The following is a 16,738-nucleotide window of genomic DNA, read 5'->3' as shown; positions in this document are numbered from 1 at the left end:
AGCAGGGTCCCTACGTGGCGACGGAGTCGACACGAAAGGGCCTGCCCCTAGAGTGGGGCAGCAGGGTCAGTCTTTACCTACGTGGCTTGGAGTCGACACGAAAGGGCCTGCCCCAATCTCTAGTGCGTGTCGACTGCCGAGATCTCGGACTTGTCTTCGCCCCACAGGGTGTGGAAAGTGCCCTCGGCGTCTACGCGGCCGTAGGTGTGCGCACCGAAGAGGTCGCGCTGGCCCTGGATGACTGCTGCAGCGAGGCGCTTGCGGCGAAGTCCGTCGTAGTAGGCCAGCGAGGAGGAGAACACGGGAACCGGGATGCCCAGCTGGACAGCCGTTGCCACCACGCGGCGCCATGCCGGCAGCGCGCCGGCGATCGCCTTGGTGAAAGCCGGGGCGAACAGCAGGTTGGCTGGCTTCTCCTCGGCTGCGTAGGCGTTCGTGATTTCCTTGAGCAGCTCGGCGCGGATGATGCAGCCGCCGCGCCACAGCGAAGCGATTTCATCGAGCTTGAGGTCCCAGCCGTATTCCTTCGCGGCGGAAGTCAGCATGTCCAGGCCCTGGGCGTAGGAAACCAGCTTGGAAGCGTAAAGAGCCTGGCGGACGTCCTCGACGAAGTTCTCGGGGACTTCGACGGCGATTTCCTCGCCGGCGAGCAGTTCCTGGCCGAGCTTGCGCTGTTCTGCCTGGGAAGACAGGGCCCGCGCGAAGACGGACTCTGCGATGCCCGAAACCGGGGAGCCGAGCTCGAGGGCGGAGATGACCGTCCAGCGGCCGGTGCCCTTCTGGCCGGCGGCGTCGACGACGACGTCGACGAACGGCTTGCCCGTCTTGGCGTCAACGTGCCCAAGGACCTCTGCGGAGATTTCGATCAGGAAGGAAGCGAGTTCGCCCTTGTTCCATTCAGCGAAGATCTTGGACTGCTCGGCCGGCTCGATGCCGGCGCCGGAGCGCAGGAGATCGAAGGCCTCACCGATGACCTGCATGTCGGCGTATTCGATGCCGTTGTGGACCATCTTGACGAAGTGTCCGGCGCCGTCGGTCCCGATCCAGGCGCAGCAGGGCTTGCCGTCAACCTTGGCTGAGATCTTTTCGAGCAGCGGGCCCAAGGCGTCGTAGGACTCCTTGGAACCGCCGGGCATGATGGAAGGGCCGTTGAGGGCGCCCTCTTCGCCGCCGGAAACACCGACGCCCACGAAGTGCAGGTCCTTCTCGGCCAGCGCGGCTTCGCGGCGGCGGGTGTCCTCGTAGTGCGAGTTACCGGCGTCGATCACGATGTCGCCGGGCTCCAGCAAGGGAACGAGCTGGTCGATGACGGCGTCAACCGGCTTGCCGGCCTTCACCATGATCAGGACACGGCGGGGCTTCTCGAGGGAGTCCACGAGTTCCTGGAGGGTTTCCGTGCGGATGAAGTCGCCGTCCGTGCCGTGCTTGGCCAGCAGGGCGTCGGTCTTTTCGACGGAGCGGTTGTGGAGGGCAACGGTGAAGCCGTTGCGGGCCAGGTTGCGGGCCAGATTGGCGCCCATCACCGCGAGGCCGGTGACACCGATGTGTGCTGACATCAAAACTCCAATTCATTCTTGTGCATCGAGTCCTGCTCGGAGCGAGGAAACGCTTTCTAGAGCAGTAGCTGGAATAAACCATACGTATTCGGACCACGTCTGGGAAAGTTGCGCCCACGTTTTGGAAACGTCCGCGTCACAAAAGAGTCTATGTTGCGAGCCCGCACTGTGGGGAGTTCGCCGGCGCCCGGGCTTCCGGTGGCGGAGCAGTCAACGCCACTATGCTTACGACTATGTCAACCAGTCTCCACTACCGCGCTGTCGAGCACCTGGGTACCCGGATCGTCGGCGGTAAGCTCCCCACCGGTCACGTCATGCTGGCTGAGCACCTTGAGGAGGAACTCAAAGTGTCCCGGTCGGTGGTACGTGAGGCCGTTAGAGTACTGCAGTCTCTGGGACTGGTGGAAACCATCAAGCGAGTTGGCATCCGGGTCCTTCCCGCGCACCGCTGGAATCCCTTCGATCCACTGGTCATCCGCTGGCGGCTGGCCGGAGAAGGCCGCGGCGCACAGTTGCGCTCCCTCGCTGAACTCCGCTCCGCCGTCGAGCCCGTAGCGGCAGAACTGGCCGCGGAAAACGCCCCGGAGTCCCTGCGCAGCGAACTGGTGGAGATCTCCCTGGCCATGCGGGAAGCAGGCCGTGCGGGCGACATGCCCACCTTCCTGGATCTCGACATCCGCTTTCACGCCCTGGTGCTCTCCGGTTCCGGCAATGAAATGTTCGCGAACCTGATCGGGCAGGTCACGGAGACACTGACCGGCCGGACAGTTCACGGCCTCATGCCGGAACATCCGAAGGAAGCGGCCCTGCAATGGCATCTGGATGTAGCCCAAGGCATCAGGGACGGAGACGGCGACAAGGCCCGCGAGGCCTCCTCCAACATCATGCGGGAGACCATCGCGGACCTGTCACCGGACTGGGAAGGCCAGCCGCGGGTATTTGTCCCAGTCGAACGGCGCTGACGGCTGGCCCCCAGCTCCGCCCGACTGATCGGCCGGGAGGTTAGGCCACAGGCTGGAAGTTGAGCAGGACCTTCCCCGATTCGGCTGAGTTCCTTGCCACCTCGAAGGCCTCCAATCCGCGATCCAACGTGAATTCGTGCGTCACTACAGGGTCCACGTAGAGCGAACCGTCTGCGAGCGCCGCAATGACCTCGTCGATCTCGTTGTTGAAACGGAAGGAACCGAGCAGTTCGAGCTCGCGGGTGATGGCCAGCGAAATGAAGACCGGTTGCGGTCCCGAGGGCAGCAGCCCGACCATGACCACCTTCCCGCCGCGTACCGCGCCTTTGATGGCCGATGCGAGTCCGAAGTGGCTGCCGGAGGACTCGATGACGACGTCGGCTTCCACGGCGGCGATTGCCTCTGCGTCATCGCCCTTGAGAACCTCGTCGGCGCCCACTGCACGCGCGATCTCAAGAGGCTTGTCGTGCATGTCGACGGCCACGATCCGGGTTGCCCCTGCGCGCTTGAGTACAGCAATTGCCAGTGCGCCGATCGGACCGCTACCGATTACCAGCGCTGTCTTTCCGGCCACGTCCCCTGCGCGGGCGACGGCGTGCCATGCAACGCTGGCCGGCTCCACAAGCGCCGCCGTGCGCAAGTCCAGCGTGGCCGGAAGAGCCCGGAGCATGCGGGACGGCAGGGTCGCGTAGCGGCTGAAGGCGCCGTCGGTGTGCGGGTACCGCGCTGCACTGCCGAGGTAGGTGCAGCCCGGGGAGAGGTTGGGCCGGTCTTCCGGATACCTGGCGGCACCCGGACCCGGGGTTGCCGGGTGGACCGCGACGGCGGTTCCGGCTGCCGGACCGCTGCCATCGGCGGCCTGCTGGACAACGGTGCCGACGATTTCGTGGCCGAGCACCATGGGAGCCTTGAGGATCGATTCCCCCGCCGCGCCGTGGAGCCAGTAGTGCAGGTCCGAGCCACAAATGCCACCGTAGGCGATCTCGACGACGGCCTGGTCAGGGGTGGGAACAACGAGGGCTATGTCCTCGATGCGAAGGTCGCCGGCGGCATGGGCCACAACCGCGGGTGAAGACTGGGGAAGCTGAAAGCCGCTCATTAGACGACCACCGTCATTCCGCCGTCGACGAAGATCGTCTGGCCGTTGACGAAGTTCGAAGCCTCGGAGGCAAGCCAGACCGCCGGACCGGCAAGATCCGCGACGGTGCCCCATCGGTGGGCCGGCGTCCGGCCAAGGATCCAGGAGTTGAACTCGGGATCGTCCACGAGGTTCTGGGTCATCTCAGTGTGGATGTAACCCGGGGCGATGCCGTTGATCTGAAGGCCGGAGGCCGCCCATTCTGCAGTCATGGCGCGTGTCAGGTTCCGCAGTCCACCCTTGGCGGCCACATAGGGGGCTATCGTGGGGCGCGCCAGGTCAGTCTGCACGGAGCAGATGTTGATGATCTTGCCGCGGCCCCGCGGAATCATGTGGCGGGCGGCTTCACGTCCTACGAGGAAGGCGCTCGTCAGGTCAGTGGTGATGACCCGCTCCCAGTCCTTCACGTCCAGGTCCAGCATCGGGACGCGGTGCTGGATGCCCGCATTGTTGACGAGGATATCCAGGGGGCCGACATTCTCCTCGACCCAGGCAACGCCGCGGGCCGCTTCCGCATCGCTCGTGACGTCGAACGCGCAGCTGTGGATGCGGCCGGGACCGAAGTCCGCCGCCATGGCGGCTTCCGCATCCTTGAGCCGTTCCGTATTGATGCCGTTGAGGACAACGGTGGCACCGGCGTCGGCCAATCCGCGAGCCAGCGCGTTGCCGATGCCGCGGCTGGATCCGGTCACGAGCGCAACGCGCCCGGTGAGATCAAAGAGTCCACTCATGGTTGTTTCCTTACTTAGTTCAAAGGGCTTAGGGACGAGTCGCTGAGGTTGGCGATGGCCTGGCGGACAACTGCGAGGTCCTGGTCGCCCAGGCCCTGATCAATCAGTTCGCGGTAGAGCTCGACGCCGGCAGTCGCCATCGGGACAGCGGCACCGGCCGCTTCGGCGCTTTCGAGCACGAACTTGAGGTCCTTGTGCATGAACTTCGCGGGACCTGTGGGCGCGTAATCCTTGGCTGCCAGGCGTGGGCCGACAATCTCCAGGACCCGGCTTCCGGCGAGTCCGCCGGCCAGGACGTCGAAGAGGGCAGAAGGATCCATGCCCGAGCGTTCGGCGAGTTCGGCGGCTTCCGCGAGCGCCGCCGTCGTGGTCCCGACGATCAGTTGGTTGCACGCCTTCGCCAGCGAACCGGCACCCAGGTTGCCCATGCGGCGGACGGTGGTGCCCATGGATTGGAGCACGGGAAGCGAGCGCTCGAAGTCTTCTTCGCTGGCTCCCACCATGATGGCCAGGGTGCCGTCCTGGGCACCTTTGGTGCCCCCGCTCACCGGGGCATCAACGACGACGGCGTTCCCGCCACTTGCGCTGTGGACCGTCCGGCCGAATTCCTGCACGGCGGTCGGGGACACGCTGCTCATGATGACGACCAGGGTTCCCTGAAGCGGCGCGGCCGAGCGCCAGGACTCGAGGAGCGGCGCGGCCGCATCCTGGATGTAGGAGAGATCCGGAAGCATGAAAATGATGATGGGTTGGTCCCGGAGTCCGGCAACCGACTCCGAACGTTTTCCGCCGAGCTTCTCCAGTTCGGCGAGCGCTTCGGCGGACCGGTTCCATGCAGTCACCTCCCAGCCGTTGCCGAGCAGATTGGCTGCCATGGGGAAGCCCATGAGCCCGAGTCCCACGAAACCTGCGGTCTTGGCGGTCATCTTTCGCATACACCTCACTTCTTTGTGGTTCATCTTTCAAAAACTGTTCAATATCCTAGCCTCAATTCAGTATGATGAACACCATGACGACTGATGAACTCACCATCGCGATCGCAGTCCCGCTCGAAGCTGAGCATGTGGAGCGTATCCGCGCCGTAGATCCGAGCATTACGGTGCTCTACGAACCCGAGCTTCTTCCTCCGGAACGCTTCCCGGCCGACCACTCCGGCGATCCCGACTTCAAGCGGACTCCCGAACAAGAGGAACGCTACTGGTCCATGCTGAACAAGGCCCAGATCCTTTATGGTTTCCCGAACGAGAATCCGGCCGGCCTGACCCGCATCGCCCAGAGCAACCCCCACCTGCAGTGGATCCACGCCATGGCCGCAGGTGCCGGTGGCGCCGTGAAGGCCTCCGGCCTCGACAACGAGACCTTGCAGAAGTTCAAGGTCACCACGTCGGCAGGCGTGCACGCTCTTCCGCTGGCCGAGTTCGCTGCCCTGGGCATCCTCAACGGCTTCAAGCGCAGCGCGGAACTTGCACAGGACCAGGCAGCCAAGGTCTGGCCCGAGCTGCGGACCCCCACCAAGCTGGTGAACGGCTCCAAGCTGGTCGTCACGGGTCTCGGCGAAATCGGCCTCGAGACCGCCCGCATCGCCCGTGCGCTCGGCATGAAGGTCAGCGGAACCAAGCGGAACGTCGAAGCGATCGAAGGGATCGACCAGGTCGCGGACAACGATGGCCTGGCCGGACTCCTGGCGACGGCAGACGCCGTCGTCAACACCCTCCCCGGCACGCCGTACACGGAGAGACTCTTCAACCACGAAGTCTTCTCGGCAATGAAGCCCGGCACGGTTTTCGTCAACGTTGGCCGCGGAACCGTGGTTGACGAGGATGCGCTCCTCGAAGCCCTGGACAACGGCCAGGTTTCGTACGCCTGCCTCGACGTCTTCGCCGTCGAGCCGCTCCCCCAGAACAGCCCGCTGTGGAACCATCCCAAGGTCATGGTCTCTCCACACACCTCGGCACTGAGCGCAGCCGAGAACCGCCTCATCGCCGAGCGCTTCGCCAGCAACTTGCGCACCTTCCTCGACGGCGGGGAACTCCCCCACCTCGTGGACACGGTGCACTTCTACTAAACCGCCAACAACCCAGCGCCATCCAAGCGGCCCCTCCGGTTTCCGGAGGGGCCGCTTTGCTGTGGGTGGCGGGTTTGTTGCGCCAGGGCGGGGGGCACGAAAAAGCGGCGGCCCCCTCCAAATTCCGGAGGGGCCGCCGCTGCTTTCGTACCTCGCGGTACGGGACTTTTTACTTCGCGTCCTCCAGGGAGAGGAGGTCACGGCCGGCTGTTTCCGGTGTGAAGAACGTGGTGATGTATGAAATCAGCGCCAGGACCAGCGAGTAGACCGCCAGGACTACCCAGGAGTTGCCCGTAGCGGCAAGGAGTGCGACGCCAACCAGTGGCACGAGTCCGCCGGCCAGGACAGCAGACAGTTCGCGGCTCAGGGCGACGCCGGTGAACCGGTACTGCGAGCCGAAGAGCTCGGGCAGCAGCGGGCACTGCGGGCCAAGCATGGACTGTACGCCAAGGGCGATGCCGACAACCATTACGGCCCACACAAGGGTCACGTTGCCGAGGGTCACCAGGTAGAAGGCGGGAATCGCGAAGATTGCCTGGAACAGGGCCCCATAGCGGTAAACCTTCACTCGACCAATACGGTCAGACAAGGCACCGAAGGTGACCACCATGACGGCGGCAAATCCGGCGGCGATCAGCAGACCGACCGGGCCGATGAACTTGTCGCCCGGGAAGACGCCTTCCTTGACGGACATGAAGGAGATGAGCAATGCCGAGTAGATCGAAGAGTTGCCGTTTTCGCCCATGCGGAGACCGATGCCCACCAGCACATTCTTTTTGGAGTGCTTCCAGAGCTCGCCAACGGGGTTCTTCACCACGTTCTTGTGCTTCTCAAGCTCCTGGAACACCGGGGTTTCCTTCAGCTTCAGACGGATGAAGATTGCCACGACGATCAGAATGATGCTGGCGAGGAAAGGCACACGCCACAGCCAGCCTTCGAGGACGCTTTTGTTGGCCATGCCAATGAGCGCAAAGGTGCCGGCGCCGAGGAGGGTTCCAAGCTGGATGCCTACGAACGGCAGCGAAGCAAAGTAGCCACGGCGTTTGGGCGGAGCGACTTCGGAGATCAGCGTGGTTGCGCCTGCTTGTTCGGCTCCAGCGCCCAGGCCCTGGACAATACGGAGCGTCACAAGCAGGACAGCCCCGAGCATGCCCGCTTGGTCGAACGTGGGCAGCAAGCCGATCGCGAAGCTGGCAAGGCCCATCATGCCGATGGTCATCAGGAGGACCATCTTGCGGCCGAAGCGGTCTCCGATGAATCCGAAGAAGATACCACCGAAGGGCCGCGCCGCGAATCCAACGCCATAGGTTGCGAACGACGCGATCAATGCGCCGCTTTCACCCAAAGGCTTGAAGAACAGCGGTCCGAAGATCAGCGCCGAAGCCAGGCCATAAATGTAGAAGTCGTAGTACTCCAGGGCGGATCCTACGGAGCTGGCAAGAGTTGCCCTTCGCAGCTGTTCCGGCTCAACTACCGCGCCGTCCATATCAGCAAGCTTTGTCTTAGTACGAGTTGTCACAAGCACTCCCTCAAGAACACTCCAGACCCCCGTTGGCCTGGCGAGATAGCGTCAGCCGCCATGGCGTGAATCACTATAGTGAACAGAGTACAGCACGTTGTACAAGTTTCAAGTGGTGTAATCAGATTTAATTATGACCCCGCCCAGGCGGCACATCAGTTAGCCCATCGGGTTGCCCAGTGAGTGGGCGAGCTCCTTGAGTTCCTTCACCATGAGGGCAGCCTGTTCCTCGGAAAAAGTGGCCTTCAGGGCTGTCACCGAGAGACCGAGGCTGGGGCCGTGTGCTCCGTGGGTAGGGACGGGCACGGCAAGGCACACCACGCCGAGAGTGGACTCCTCGTCCTCCAAGGCATAGCCCTGCTTGCGGATCGCGGTCACCTGGGCCTTGAGCTCAGCGGCACTCCGGAGGGACTTCGGGGTCATGACAGGGAGCTCCACGTCGTCCGGGAACATCGCCTCGATGTCATGGTCGTGAAGCTGGGCCAGGAGAACCTTCCCGACGGCGCTCAGGGAAAGCGGCATTTTGTCGCCGATGTTCGACGTAAGCCGGACAGCCGGGTGCCCTTCGTAGCGCGCCAGGTAAATGATGTGATCGCCGTCGATCATCGCAATCCGCACTGTTTCGCCAGAGAGCGTTGGTGCCTGCTCGCAGAACTTGTAGAACTCCTGGACTTCATCGAGCCGGCTGAGATAGGCGGCACCAAGTTCCACCAGCTTCCGGCCAAGTGAAAAGTCGGCACCTTCGCGGGTAATAAGCCGGGCTTCTTCAAGAGCCATCAGCAGGTTTGACGTGGAGGACTTCGGAATTCCGAGCTCCCTCGCAAGATCGCTGAGTGTCAGGCGACCCGAAGGTGCCTCGGCCAAGGCATCCAGGACCGCGGCCGCGCGGGTCACGGCAGGCGCCGGCGAGGAGCTCCCCAGTCCTTCGGCGGAACGGGGGGTGCGGGAATCGGCCATGATTCTCCTTCGCAATCGTGCGTCTGGCGCAGAGTGGGCGCGTGCCAGGCAGAAACGCTACCCGGGGGCAGCGGAACTCCGATCCGCGGCACAACGCTTGTTCAATCCACTGAACAACTACCATCATAGTGGCTTGGCTCTGGGATGGGACGCGCCGGACAGAGAACGGCTTCCTTTCCATATCCAAAAATTCTCTGTATATTCATCTATGAGCTCTCCACCGCGGCATCCCCCAATAGTCGCGGTGGAGAGCTTTTCCAATTTCCGGCGGCGGATTGGGCTCGACGCTAGCCCTGCTGCCAAGGAGTGAGCCGTGGCAGCCAGCGCGGGACGTTGGCACGGTAGTCCTCATACTCGGCGCCGAACTTGCGTGCCAGCGTCGGCTCCTCATATAACCTGACGAAGGCCACCACGGGAACTGCGCCCAAAGCCGCCAGGCCGAACAGCTTCGGCTGTCCCAGCAGGAGGCCCTGTCCGGTGATCGCGGCGCCAATGCCCACGTAGATGGGGTTCCTGACGAACCTGTAGAAACCGCTGACCACAAGGTTCTTCGGCGGCGCAAAGGGCGCCGGCGTGCCCATTCCCTCAAGCGCGAACCGCGCAAACGAATTCGTGATCACCGCCGCGCCGGCGCCGATCAACAGAACACCTGCGCACTGGGCCGCCAGCCCACCCGGCACGGGCTGTTTCACTTTCCAGCGGGTCACCACCCAAGGCAACAGACCGGCGACAGTTGCCGGGGCGGCCGCGAAGACCGCCGTACCTATCTCCGCCAGCCTCTTGTCACGCGCTACATCTCCGGACGCTGTCATGCTGCCATTCTGAACCGCCTGACGGCCGGCGGCAACCATCAGAGCCCGAACGCACCCAGCCGAAAGAAAAGAGCCCCTGAGCCGCGTTTCCGCAGGTCAGGGGCTTCTCCTAGCGGTTCGCTCGCTTGCGGCGAATCACGAAGGCCGAGCCGAGTGCAATGGCGGCGAGAGCCGCGAACATCAGTGAGAAAACAGTTGGAGCCATGCCGGTGTCGGCCAGTCCGCTCGCCGCTTTAATGGTGGCGCCGGTGCTTCCGGTGGTCGGGGGGACCATGGGAACCACGGTAACGCCAGAGTCGACGGGCGGATTGACGGGCGGATTGACGGGCGGATCAACCGGCGCGGCAGTGACCTCGAGCGTGAGGTTGGCCGAGCTCGGCTCGAACAGCGCAGGCGAGAACCGCGGCGTGTTCGTGGCGCTGGCAATAGTCACCACGCCGCTCATGGTTCCGGCCGTTGCGAACGTCGATGTGGAACTGATCACCCACGCGCCGTTCTTCTCCGTAACTGTTGCCGCGACCGGGTCTCCCCCTGCCCACGAGACCGTTGCCGTGATGGGTTCAGCAGCAGGGCCGGCGAAGGTGACCCGCGCGACCTCGATGGTCTTCTCCCGGCCGGCAATCGTGGTCAGGTCCGCACCCGGCACGATCACCGGAGTGGCCTTGCGCGGAGCGGAGACACTCGGGATCCAATCCTTCTGGGCCGTGGCCCAGTCGAGGCCAGCCTTAGTGCCGGACAGTGCGAAGTCGAGCCGAGCGCCGTTCCGGAGATCGTCCACATCGACCCAGGCGGCCGTGTGCACTTTGTCATTCACGGTCACACCAGCAATGTAGCTCGGAAGCTTCTCGTTCGCGCCCGCAGCAGTGATCAGCAGTTTTTCACCGCTCTCGAGGGTAATCGTGGCGGCCTGAACCTTGGGGGCGTTGAGAGCCATGATCCCCGAGCCGGGCATCACCGGCTGGATCCCGAGCGAGGCCATTACATACCAAGCGGCGAGAGTGCCGAGGTCATCATTGCCGACCCCGCCGCCCGGGGTGTTCGGGAAGCGGTTGAGATTGGCCGCGAGCACGTCGTTGGTCTTGCCCGGCTCACCGACGAAGCCGTACAGCCAGGGGTTCATCATCATCGGTTCGTTGCCCGGGTTGTACCCTATGCTCGTGTAGTACGTGCTGCCACCCTCCGCCCAGCTGCTCGGAGAGACCCCCGGAGCAGACTGGAGGGCCGGCTGGTTGAAGTAGTAGTCGAGACGTTTGACGAACTCCTCGCGACCGCCCATCTTCTGCTGCAGACCGACCACATCCTGCGTCGCCATCCACTGGTAGTGCCAGGGGGTTCCCTCGTGGAAACCGGACCTGGTCACATCCGTGCGCTCCGGAACCGGGACGAACTGGCCCTCGGGCGTGACGGCGTTGACGATACCCTTGAAACCGCCGCTGAGTGTGACATCCGGGTTCCAGAGCTTCGTCCAGTTCGTGCCACGGGCCAGGAACTCTGCCGCTTGGCCGCTCTTCCCAAGCCGTTGCGCAGCGGCGCCGATGCTGGCGTCCGCTGCGGCAAACTCCATCGTGGCCGAGCCACCGTGACGGTACTCTTCGTATTGGCCGCCGAGGCCACCGCCCCACTCCGGATAATACGGGATGTGGCCGTTGGCCAGGTAGAACGCGGCGCTCTGCCGGCCGACGGATGCGACGCCGGCGGGAGGCGCCGTGGTGGCGTTCTCGACGAGGTAGTCCCACATCCGGCCGGCGATGTCGGCTGGAACGGTGCCGAGCGTAAAGTTCTCGGCGATCCATGGCGAGACCGGGTCGCCGGCCATAATGTTCGTCTCGACCGAGCCTAGCGACCAGCGCGGGAACCAACCGCCCTCGACCCGGGCCTGGTACATCGAGCGCACGATGTCGGCGGCGCGGTTCTTCGCGAACAGCGCATGGAAAGTCGCCTGCGTGCGGTACGTGTCCCACAGCGAGAACGTTTGGTAGTAGTTCCAGCCATTGGCGGTGTGCGTCTTGGCGTCCATTCCTGTGTACCGGCCGTCGACGTCGCTTCCGATGGTCGGCGACAGAAGGGTCTTATATAGCTGGGTGTAGAAGATCTTGCGCTGCTCGGCGGATGCCGTGATGTCGAACCGGCCAAGTTCGGCGTTCCAGGCGTCGCGGGCTTTCGCGCGGATCTGATCAAACGGCAACCGCGTGCCGTCGGCGGTCGCCTCGGCGATCCGGTTACCGCGGGCGCCTTCGACGCTCACGTACGAGACCCCGACGCTCACCTCGACATCGCGGTCTGTCGTGGTATCGAAAGTGGCGACGAAACCGTTGTTGCCGTCGGTGACCTCATTGGAATTCCGGCCGACGACGAACTGGGCGTTGTTGCCCCAGGTGCCGGTCGACAGCGGAGCGCGGTCGAAAGTGGCGCTGAAGTAGTAGCGGGACTTTTTCTCGTTTCCGCTGCAGAACCCACCGTTGTCGATCCAGCCCTCGAGGGTGGTGCCATCGACCCAAGAGACCGAACTCGCGCCGGCACTGCGCAGCGTCTGACCCGTGTTGAACGAAAGATTGGAGGTATTGCCGGCCGGGAAGGTGTACCGGTGTGCGCCCACTCTGGTGGTGGCCGAGAGATCGACCTTGACGGAGTTGTCGAGAGTCACACCGTAGTAACCGGCCGTGGCGGATTCGCTTCCGGACTGGATGCCAGTGAACCGTCGCGAAGTGGTGGGCGTGGCGGTGGTGCTGGGCGAGACCAGGAGTTCACCGGCGGCCGGACAACCCGCACTGTTGACGTGCCGGTGGCTGAATCCCCACACGCGACCGGCGTTGTTGCTGTACGACGTGGAACCGTAGCTGTTGGTGTTGTCAGGGCTGAGCTGCACCATTCCGAACGGGAGCGTCGCCCCCGGATAGGCGTTGCCCTCGCTCTCGGTTCCAACGAACGGGTTGACCTCGTTGGAAAGGTCGGTGACGGTCGGCGCCGCGGATGCTTCGACCGGAGTTCCGATTGCGAGCGCGGCCGCAACCGCCATGGCCGGCGCGAGCCGAGATCGCCGAGGCCTGCTCAGGATCCGTGGGCGTACAGCCGGACTGTCGTGTGGGCTTGACATCGAGGGTGTCCTCCTTGACCTGACTCACGGGGATCGAGCATCAACGCTCGTCGCCGCTGTCCGCCGCCAAGCGCTGACGGGGCAACGGCCCGTGGAAACGTTTCCACGCGGCCGAGTCTACTCAGCACACATCGCACGAGTCAACGCCGGAGAAGTAAATAGCGACCGAGACGAATGCCCGCTCAGGGGATTTATAGGGGCGTGCGAACGGGCGTCAACGGGCGGCGAGCACCGCGTCGCGGCTCAGCTCTCCCGAGCCCCGCACGATGAGACGAGTGTTCAGCGTGACGGTCTGCGAGGGCGAGACATCGCCATCCAGACGCTTGTAGAGCATCCTCATCGCGATCTGTCCCATCGCCTTCGGGTCCTGCGCCACTACTGTGATCCCGGGCACGACGACGTCGGCAAGTTCGAAATCGTCGAAACCCACGATCGCCAGCGAGGTGTTGTGAATGCGCAAGGCGCCGATCACGTTGATGCTCGTGCGGTTGTTGCCGGCAAAAACCGCGGTTGGAGGGTCATCCGACGCCAGCATCCGCCCGAGGGGCTCGTCCACCGGGTCGCGGGTCGTCGCGCTGGAGTAGACGAGTTCGGGGTCGAAAGGGATGCCCGCTTCCTCGAGTGCGGCCCGGTAGCCGGCGATGCGCTCGCTTGCGGTATAAAGGTCCGGCCGATCAGTGAAGCAAGCGATCCGCCTATGCCCGTAGCCGATGAGATGCGCCACGCCGGTGCGCGCGCCGCCGCGGTTGTCCACGATCACGGCGTCGACATCCAGCTCCCGCGGCGGGCGGTCGACGAAGACCATGCTCGTACCAGCGTCGAGCTCCGCACGCAGGTATTCCTCGTCGCCGCCTTCGGGGAGAGTAATCACCAGGCCGTCGACCCGGCGGGCGCAGAACGTGAGGATCATCTTGCGGGCGCGCTCCGGGTCTTTGTCCGAGGAGGCGGTCAGGAGCACGGAATCGCGGCGCAGGACCTCCTCCTCCACGGAGCGGTTAAGCAGGGAGAAGAACGGGTCCGCGACATCCTCGACCAGTAGCCCAATGCTTGCCGTCGCTCCGGTTCTGAGCATCCTGGCACTGTCGTTTCGACGGAATCCGAGCCTGTCGATCGCAGCGTTGACCGCAGCGACGCTCTCCTCGCTCACGTTCGACTTGCCGTTGACGACACGGGAGACCGTGCCGACGCCGACTCCGGCGACGCGTGCGACGTCTTTCATTGTGGCACGGGCGTTCGGACGCTCGACAGCCACCCTCAACCCGTCACCTGCGCCCATTTCCGAAACCATTCCGCGATGCATTTTAGCATCGCGATCCGCGAAGAAGGCCCCAGGGAGTCCGGGGCGTCAGCACCCAAAAGAAAAGAGCCCCTGAGCTGCGTTTCCGCAGTTCAGGGGCTCTTTGTGCTTGGTGGGTCCTACCGGGATCGAACCGATGACATCCACGGTGTAAACGTGGCGCTCTACCAGCTGAGCTAAAGACCCAAACAATGATTTCAGCACCCTCGGCGCTTCAACCAACGAACATGTACTCTACCGGATCAATCGACCGGAACACTAATCGGCTGACCTGAAGGCAGCAGATCGGGAAGTTCAGCGGCAAGCCAAGCCAGTGCTCCGCTGACTCCTGCTTCCACTTTCAGGTCCGCGAACCCATCACCACGCGTCGGTCCGCGATTGATGATCACTACCGGCTTGCCGAGTTTGGCTGCGTGCCGCACGAACCTCAGGCCGCTCATGACGGTCAACGAAGAACCTGCCACCAGCAGCGCCCCGGCTTCGTCCACCATGGAATAGGCGCGCTGCACCCGGTCCCTGGGCACGTTTTCGCCGAAGTACACGAAGTCCGGCTTGAGCGTTCCCCCGCAAATGGGACAAACAGCGACGACGAACGATCGTATGAGCTCAGGATCCTCAACCGAGGCATCGGCGTCGGGCGCCATTTCCACGACGCCGGAAGCCTGGGCGGCTTCGAGGAAGCCGGGATTGATTTCCTCAAGAATTGACGCGACGAGACCCCGGGTGAAGACGTGCCCCTCGTCAAGGCAGATCACACGATCGTAGCGTCCGTGCAGGTCCACCACATTGATACTGCCGGCGTCCTCATGCAGACGGTCCACGTTCTGCGTGATGAGTCCCGTGATCAGCCCTCGCCGCTCAAGGAGCGCGACGGCGGCATGCCCCCCATTGGGGTCCGCATGCCGAAGGTGCGACCAGCCAAGGTGGTTCCTCGCCCAGTACCGGCGCCGGTTGGCGGCGCTTCCGATGAACTCCTGGAAAGTCATCGGATTCCGCGGCGCGGCTCCCGGGCCGCGGTAGTCAGGGATTCCGGAATCAGTGCTGAGGCCGGCTCCCGTCAAGACAGCAAACCGTTTGCCGCCGAGAATCCCGGCGGCGCGGCGCAGAAAGTCCAACTCGCCTGCATCCAATTCAACTGTGGGAGCCGGTGGAAGTATGGCGAAGCCGGTCATTCCGACGCCGGGCCGTTGGGCACTCATCTGCGCTAGGCCTGGCCCAGTGCGGACAGCGCCTCGCGGTATTCCGCTAAGTCGCGGGCCTGGCCGCGCGGATTGACGACGACGTAGCGCACGATGCCCGCTGCATCGATGATGAAAGTGCCTCGCAAGGACATGCCGGTAGCTGCATCAAACACGCCATACTTCTCGGCTACTTCCCCGTGCGGCCAAAAGTCCGCCAAGAGATCGAACTCGTAGCCTTCCTTCTCCGCGTAAGCCCGCAAAGCAAACTTGCTGTCCACCGACACCCCGAGGACTGTGGCGTTGGCATGTTCGAAAATACCCAGATTGTCGCGGAGCTCGCACAGCTCCCCGGTGCAGATTCCAGAGAAGGCGAACGGATAGAAGACCACCACCACGTTCCGGCCGCGAAGCTCGGACAAGCGCACTGGCTCCCCGAACTGGTTCACGAGCTCAAAATCCGGTGCTTCCTGGCCCACAACGGGAACTCCCGGACGCACTCCGGAAGGGTTCAACCTCGTGTGTGTCACTTGTTCTTCTTGCGCGCTACAAGCCGCGTGGCGCTCCAGTCCTTGGAGACGCCTGCGGAGGTAGTGCAATGCAGGCCAGCGGTGGGAGCGGCGTCCTGAATATCCGAGGGCGAGACGTAGTTGTCGCGGCCCGACTTGGGGGTGAGCACCCAGACCACGCCGCCTTCACCCAAGGTGGTCAGTGAATCAACTAGTGCGTCGACAAGGTCTCCATCACCATCGCGCCACCAGAAAATGACCGCATCCACTACCTCGTGATCGTCTTCGTCAAGCAGCTCGGAACCCGTGAGTTCCTCAATGTCATCACGCAAATCGAAATCGACATCATCGTCGTAACCGAGTTCCTGAATTAGATCCCCATCTTTGAAACCCAATCTTTCCGCCACATTTACCGATGTGGCGGCGTCGGCCTCGCTCACGTTTCCTCCTCTTGAAGTGATTTCGATTACTACAAGCCAACACCCTTTGGGCGTGTGCTTCAAGCCATTGTCCCGCGTTCCACCATAATCCGCGCCCCAGCCACGGCTAAAGCATGGCTACATTCGGGGCCATCGCCAAGACTGCAGCTACAACTGCCTACGATGTAACAGCTTGAGTGTGACATACAACGCCTTCACGACCGCGCGGCTACGCATCGCGGCTCGTACAAAGCTACAGTGGCCAGTGAAGACTTTGGCTGCAGGGCAACCGCCCGCCGCGAATAGCGCAGCTTGAGCTCAAGAGAACCTGTCCGGCGCACATGACCGGGCTGTTGTAACCGATATGTCGCACACGCCGCGTTCATGACGGGCAGTTACCCTGCCGGACCTGAGGCGACGATGAATGCGCCAAAAGAGAGGTTGGACGTGGCTGCAGGAGAAGAGACCTCACACATCCTTAGCGGGTTGACTTCCCAGCTG

The 16,738-nt window shown here is 63.5% G+C and carries 14 protein-coding genes and 1 tRNA gene; 2 read left to right on the top strand and 13 right to left on the bottom strand.

Going from position 1 to position 16,738, the window contains the following annotated elements; genetic code table 11:
* Positions 1 to 119: 119 nt before the first annotated feature.
* Positions 120 to 1,556, bottom strand: a complete 1,437-nt coding sequence (gene gndA, locus ABEA18_RS22855) for an NADP-dependent phosphogluconate dehydrogenase (protein WP_345453138.1) — start codon at positions 1,554 to 1,556, stop codon at positions 120 to 122.
* A 233-nt stretch (positions 1,557 to 1,789) separates the two neighbouring features.
* Here gndA and ABEA18_RS22850 point away from each other — a divergent pair, with 233 nt between their 5' ends.
* Positions 1,790 to 2,518, top strand: a complete 729-nt coding sequence (locus ABEA18_RS22850; protein ID WP_345453135.1) for a FadR/GntR family transcriptional regulator — start codon at positions 1,790 to 1,792, stop codon at positions 2,516 to 2,518.
* A 40-nt stretch (positions 2,519 to 2,558) separates the two neighbouring features.
* Here the strand turns inward: ABEA18_RS22850 and ABEA18_RS22845 are convergent, their stop codons facing one another.
* From ABEA18_RS22845 to ABEA18_RS22835, 3 genes are read right to left on the bottom strand one after another with little or no spacing between them, the layout of a single operon-like run.
* Positions 2,559 to 3,617, bottom strand: a complete 1,059-nt coding sequence (locus tag ABEA18_RS22845) for an L-idonate 5-dehydrogenase (RefSeq protein ID WP_345453132.1) — start codon at positions 3,615 to 3,617, stop codon at positions 2,559 to 2,561.
* Positions 3,617 to 4,387, bottom strand: coding sequence for an SDR family oxidoreductase (locus tag ABEA18_RS22840; RefSeq protein WP_345453129.1), 771 nt, complete (start codon positions 4,385 to 4,387; stop codon positions 3,617 to 3,619). The genes ABEA18_RS22845 and ABEA18_RS22840 overlap by 1 nt, the downstream gene beginning before the upstream one ends.
* A 14-nt stretch (positions 4,388 to 4,401) precedes the next feature.
* A complete protein-coding gene (locus tag ABEA18_RS22835) occupies positions 4,402 to 5,313 on the bottom strand; it encodes an NAD(P)-dependent oxidoreductase (protein ID WP_345453144.1) in 912 nt (303 codons plus the stop codon).
* A 71-nt stretch (positions 5,314 to 5,384) separates the two neighbouring features.
* Here ABEA18_RS22835 and ABEA18_RS22830 point away from each other — a divergent pair, with 71 nt between their 5' ends.
* Positions 5,385 to 6,452, top strand: coding sequence for a D-2-hydroxyacid dehydrogenase (locus ABEA18_RS22830; protein ID WP_345453126.1), 1,068 nt, complete (start codon positions 5,385 to 5,387; stop codon positions 6,450 to 6,452).
* 169 nt (positions 6,453 to 6,621) lie between these two features.
* Here the strand turns inward: ABEA18_RS22830 and ABEA18_RS22825 are convergent, their stop codons facing one another.
* The 9 genes from ABEA18_RS22825 to ABEA18_RS22785 all read right to left on the bottom strand — a co-directional run bounded on the left by ABEA18_RS22825 (position 6,622) and on the right by ABEA18_RS22785 (position 16,258).
* Positions 6,622 to 7,977, bottom strand: coding sequence for an MFS transporter (locus tag ABEA18_RS22825; protein WP_345453123.1), 1,356 nt, complete (start codon positions 7,975 to 7,977; stop codon positions 6,622 to 6,624).
* A gap of 153 nt (positions 7,978 to 8,130) precedes the next feature.
* Entirely contained in the window at positions 8,131 to 8,928 is a 798-nt protein-coding gene (locus ABEA18_RS22820) for an IclR family transcriptional regulator (protein ID WP_345453121.1), read from the bottom strand.
* 287 nt (positions 8,929 to 9,215) lie between these two features.
* The gene (locus ABEA18_RS22815; protein WP_345453118.1) at positions 9,216 to 9,740 is read right to left on the bottom strand and encodes a methyltransferase family protein; all 525 of its coding nucleotides are present in this window, start codon (positions 9,738 to 9,740) and stop codon (positions 9,216 to 9,218) included.
* A gap of 109 nt (positions 9,741 to 9,849) precedes the next feature.
* Entirely contained in the window at positions 9,850 to 12,834 is a 2,985-nt protein-coding gene (locus ABEA18_RS22810; protein WP_345453115.1) for a GH92 family glycosyl hydrolase, read from the bottom strand.
* Between the two features lie 214 nt (positions 12,835 to 13,048).
* Positions 13,049 to 14,110, bottom strand: coding sequence for a LacI family DNA-binding transcriptional regulator (locus tag ABEA18_RS22805; protein WP_345453112.1), 1,062 nt, complete (start codon positions 14,108 to 14,110; stop codon positions 13,049 to 13,051).
* Positions 14,111 to 14,241: 131 nt separating this feature from the next.
* A tRNA-Val gene (locus ABEA18_RS22800) sits at positions 14,242 to 14,317 on the bottom strand.
* A 56-nt stretch (positions 14,318 to 14,373) separates the two neighbouring features.
* Positions 14,374 to 15,330: a Sir2 family NAD-dependent protein deacetylase gene (locus ABEA18_RS22795; protein ID WP_345453109.1), complete on the bottom strand. Its 957-nt coding sequence runs from the start codon at positions 15,328 to 15,330 to the stop codon at positions 14,374 to 14,376.
* A 5-nt stretch (positions 15,331 to 15,335) separates the two neighbouring features.
* Positions 15,336 to 15,839, bottom strand: a complete 504-nt coding sequence (locus ABEA18_RS22790; protein ID WP_425550569.1) for a peroxiredoxin — start codon at positions 15,837 to 15,839, stop codon at positions 15,336 to 15,338.
* Entirely contained in the window at positions 15,836 to 16,258 is a 423-nt protein-coding gene (locus tag ABEA18_RS22785; protein WP_059387755.1) for a DUF3052 domain-containing protein, read from the bottom strand. Before ABEA18_RS22785 ends, ABEA18_RS22790 begins: the two co-directional genes overlap by 4 nt.
* Between the last annotated feature and the right edge of the window lie 480 nt (positions 16,259 to 16,738).

The organism is Arthrobacter gyeryongensis, assembly GCF_039543785.1.
In the GTDB taxonomy this organism is placed as follows: Bacteria; Actinomycetota; Actinomycetes; order Actinomycetales; family Micrococcaceae; genus Arthrobacter; species Arthrobacter gyeryongensis.
This window is presented reverse-complemented; position numbering and strand designations above follow the sequence as displayed.

Excerpts from the sequence above, each read along its gene's own strand:
- gndA (WP_345453138.1), bottom strand. The coding sequence starts at position 1,556 with ATGTCAGCACACATCGGTGTCACCGGCCTCGCGGTGATGGGCGCCAAT.
- ABEA18_RS22850 (WP_345453135.1), top strand. The coding sequence starts at position 1,790 with ATGTCAACCAGTCTCCACTACCGCGCTGTCGAGCACCTGGGTACCCGG.
- ABEA18_RS22845 (WP_345453132.1), bottom strand. The coding sequence starts at position 3,617 with ATGAGCGGCTTTCAGCTTCCCCAGTCTTCACCCGCGGTTGTGGCCCAT.
- ABEA18_RS22840 (WP_345453129.1), bottom strand. The coding sequence starts at position 4,387 with ATGAGTGGACTCTTTGATCTCACCGGGCGCGTTGCGCTCGTGACCGGA.
- ABEA18_RS22835 (WP_345453144.1), bottom strand. The coding sequence starts at position 5,313 with ATGACCGCCAAGACCGCAGGTTTCGTGGGACTCGGGCTCATGGGCTTC.
- ABEA18_RS22830 (WP_345453126.1), top strand. The coding sequence starts at position 5,385 with ATGATGAACACCATGACGACTGATGAACTCACCATCGCGATCGCAGTC.
- ABEA18_RS22820 (WP_345453121.1), bottom strand. The coding sequence starts at position 8,928 with ATGGCCGATTCCCGCACCCCCCGTTCCGCCGAAGGACTGGGGAGCTCC.
- ABEA18_RS22815 (WP_345453118.1), bottom strand. The coding sequence starts at position 9,740 with ATGACAGCGTCCGGAGATGTAGCGCGTGACAAGAGGCTGGCGGAGATA.
- ABEA18_RS22810 (WP_345453115.1), bottom strand. The coding sequence starts at position 12,834 with ATGTCAAGCCCACACGACAGTCCGGCTGTACGCCCACGGATCCTGAGC.
- ABEA18_RS22805 (WP_345453112.1), bottom strand. The coding sequence starts at position 14,110 with ATGGGCGCAGGTGACGGGTTGAGGGTGGCTGTCGAGCGTCCGAACGCC.
- ABEA18_RS22795 (WP_345453109.1), bottom strand. The coding sequence starts at position 15,330 with ATGAGTGCCCAACGGCCCGGCGTCGGAATGACCGGCTTCGCCATACTT.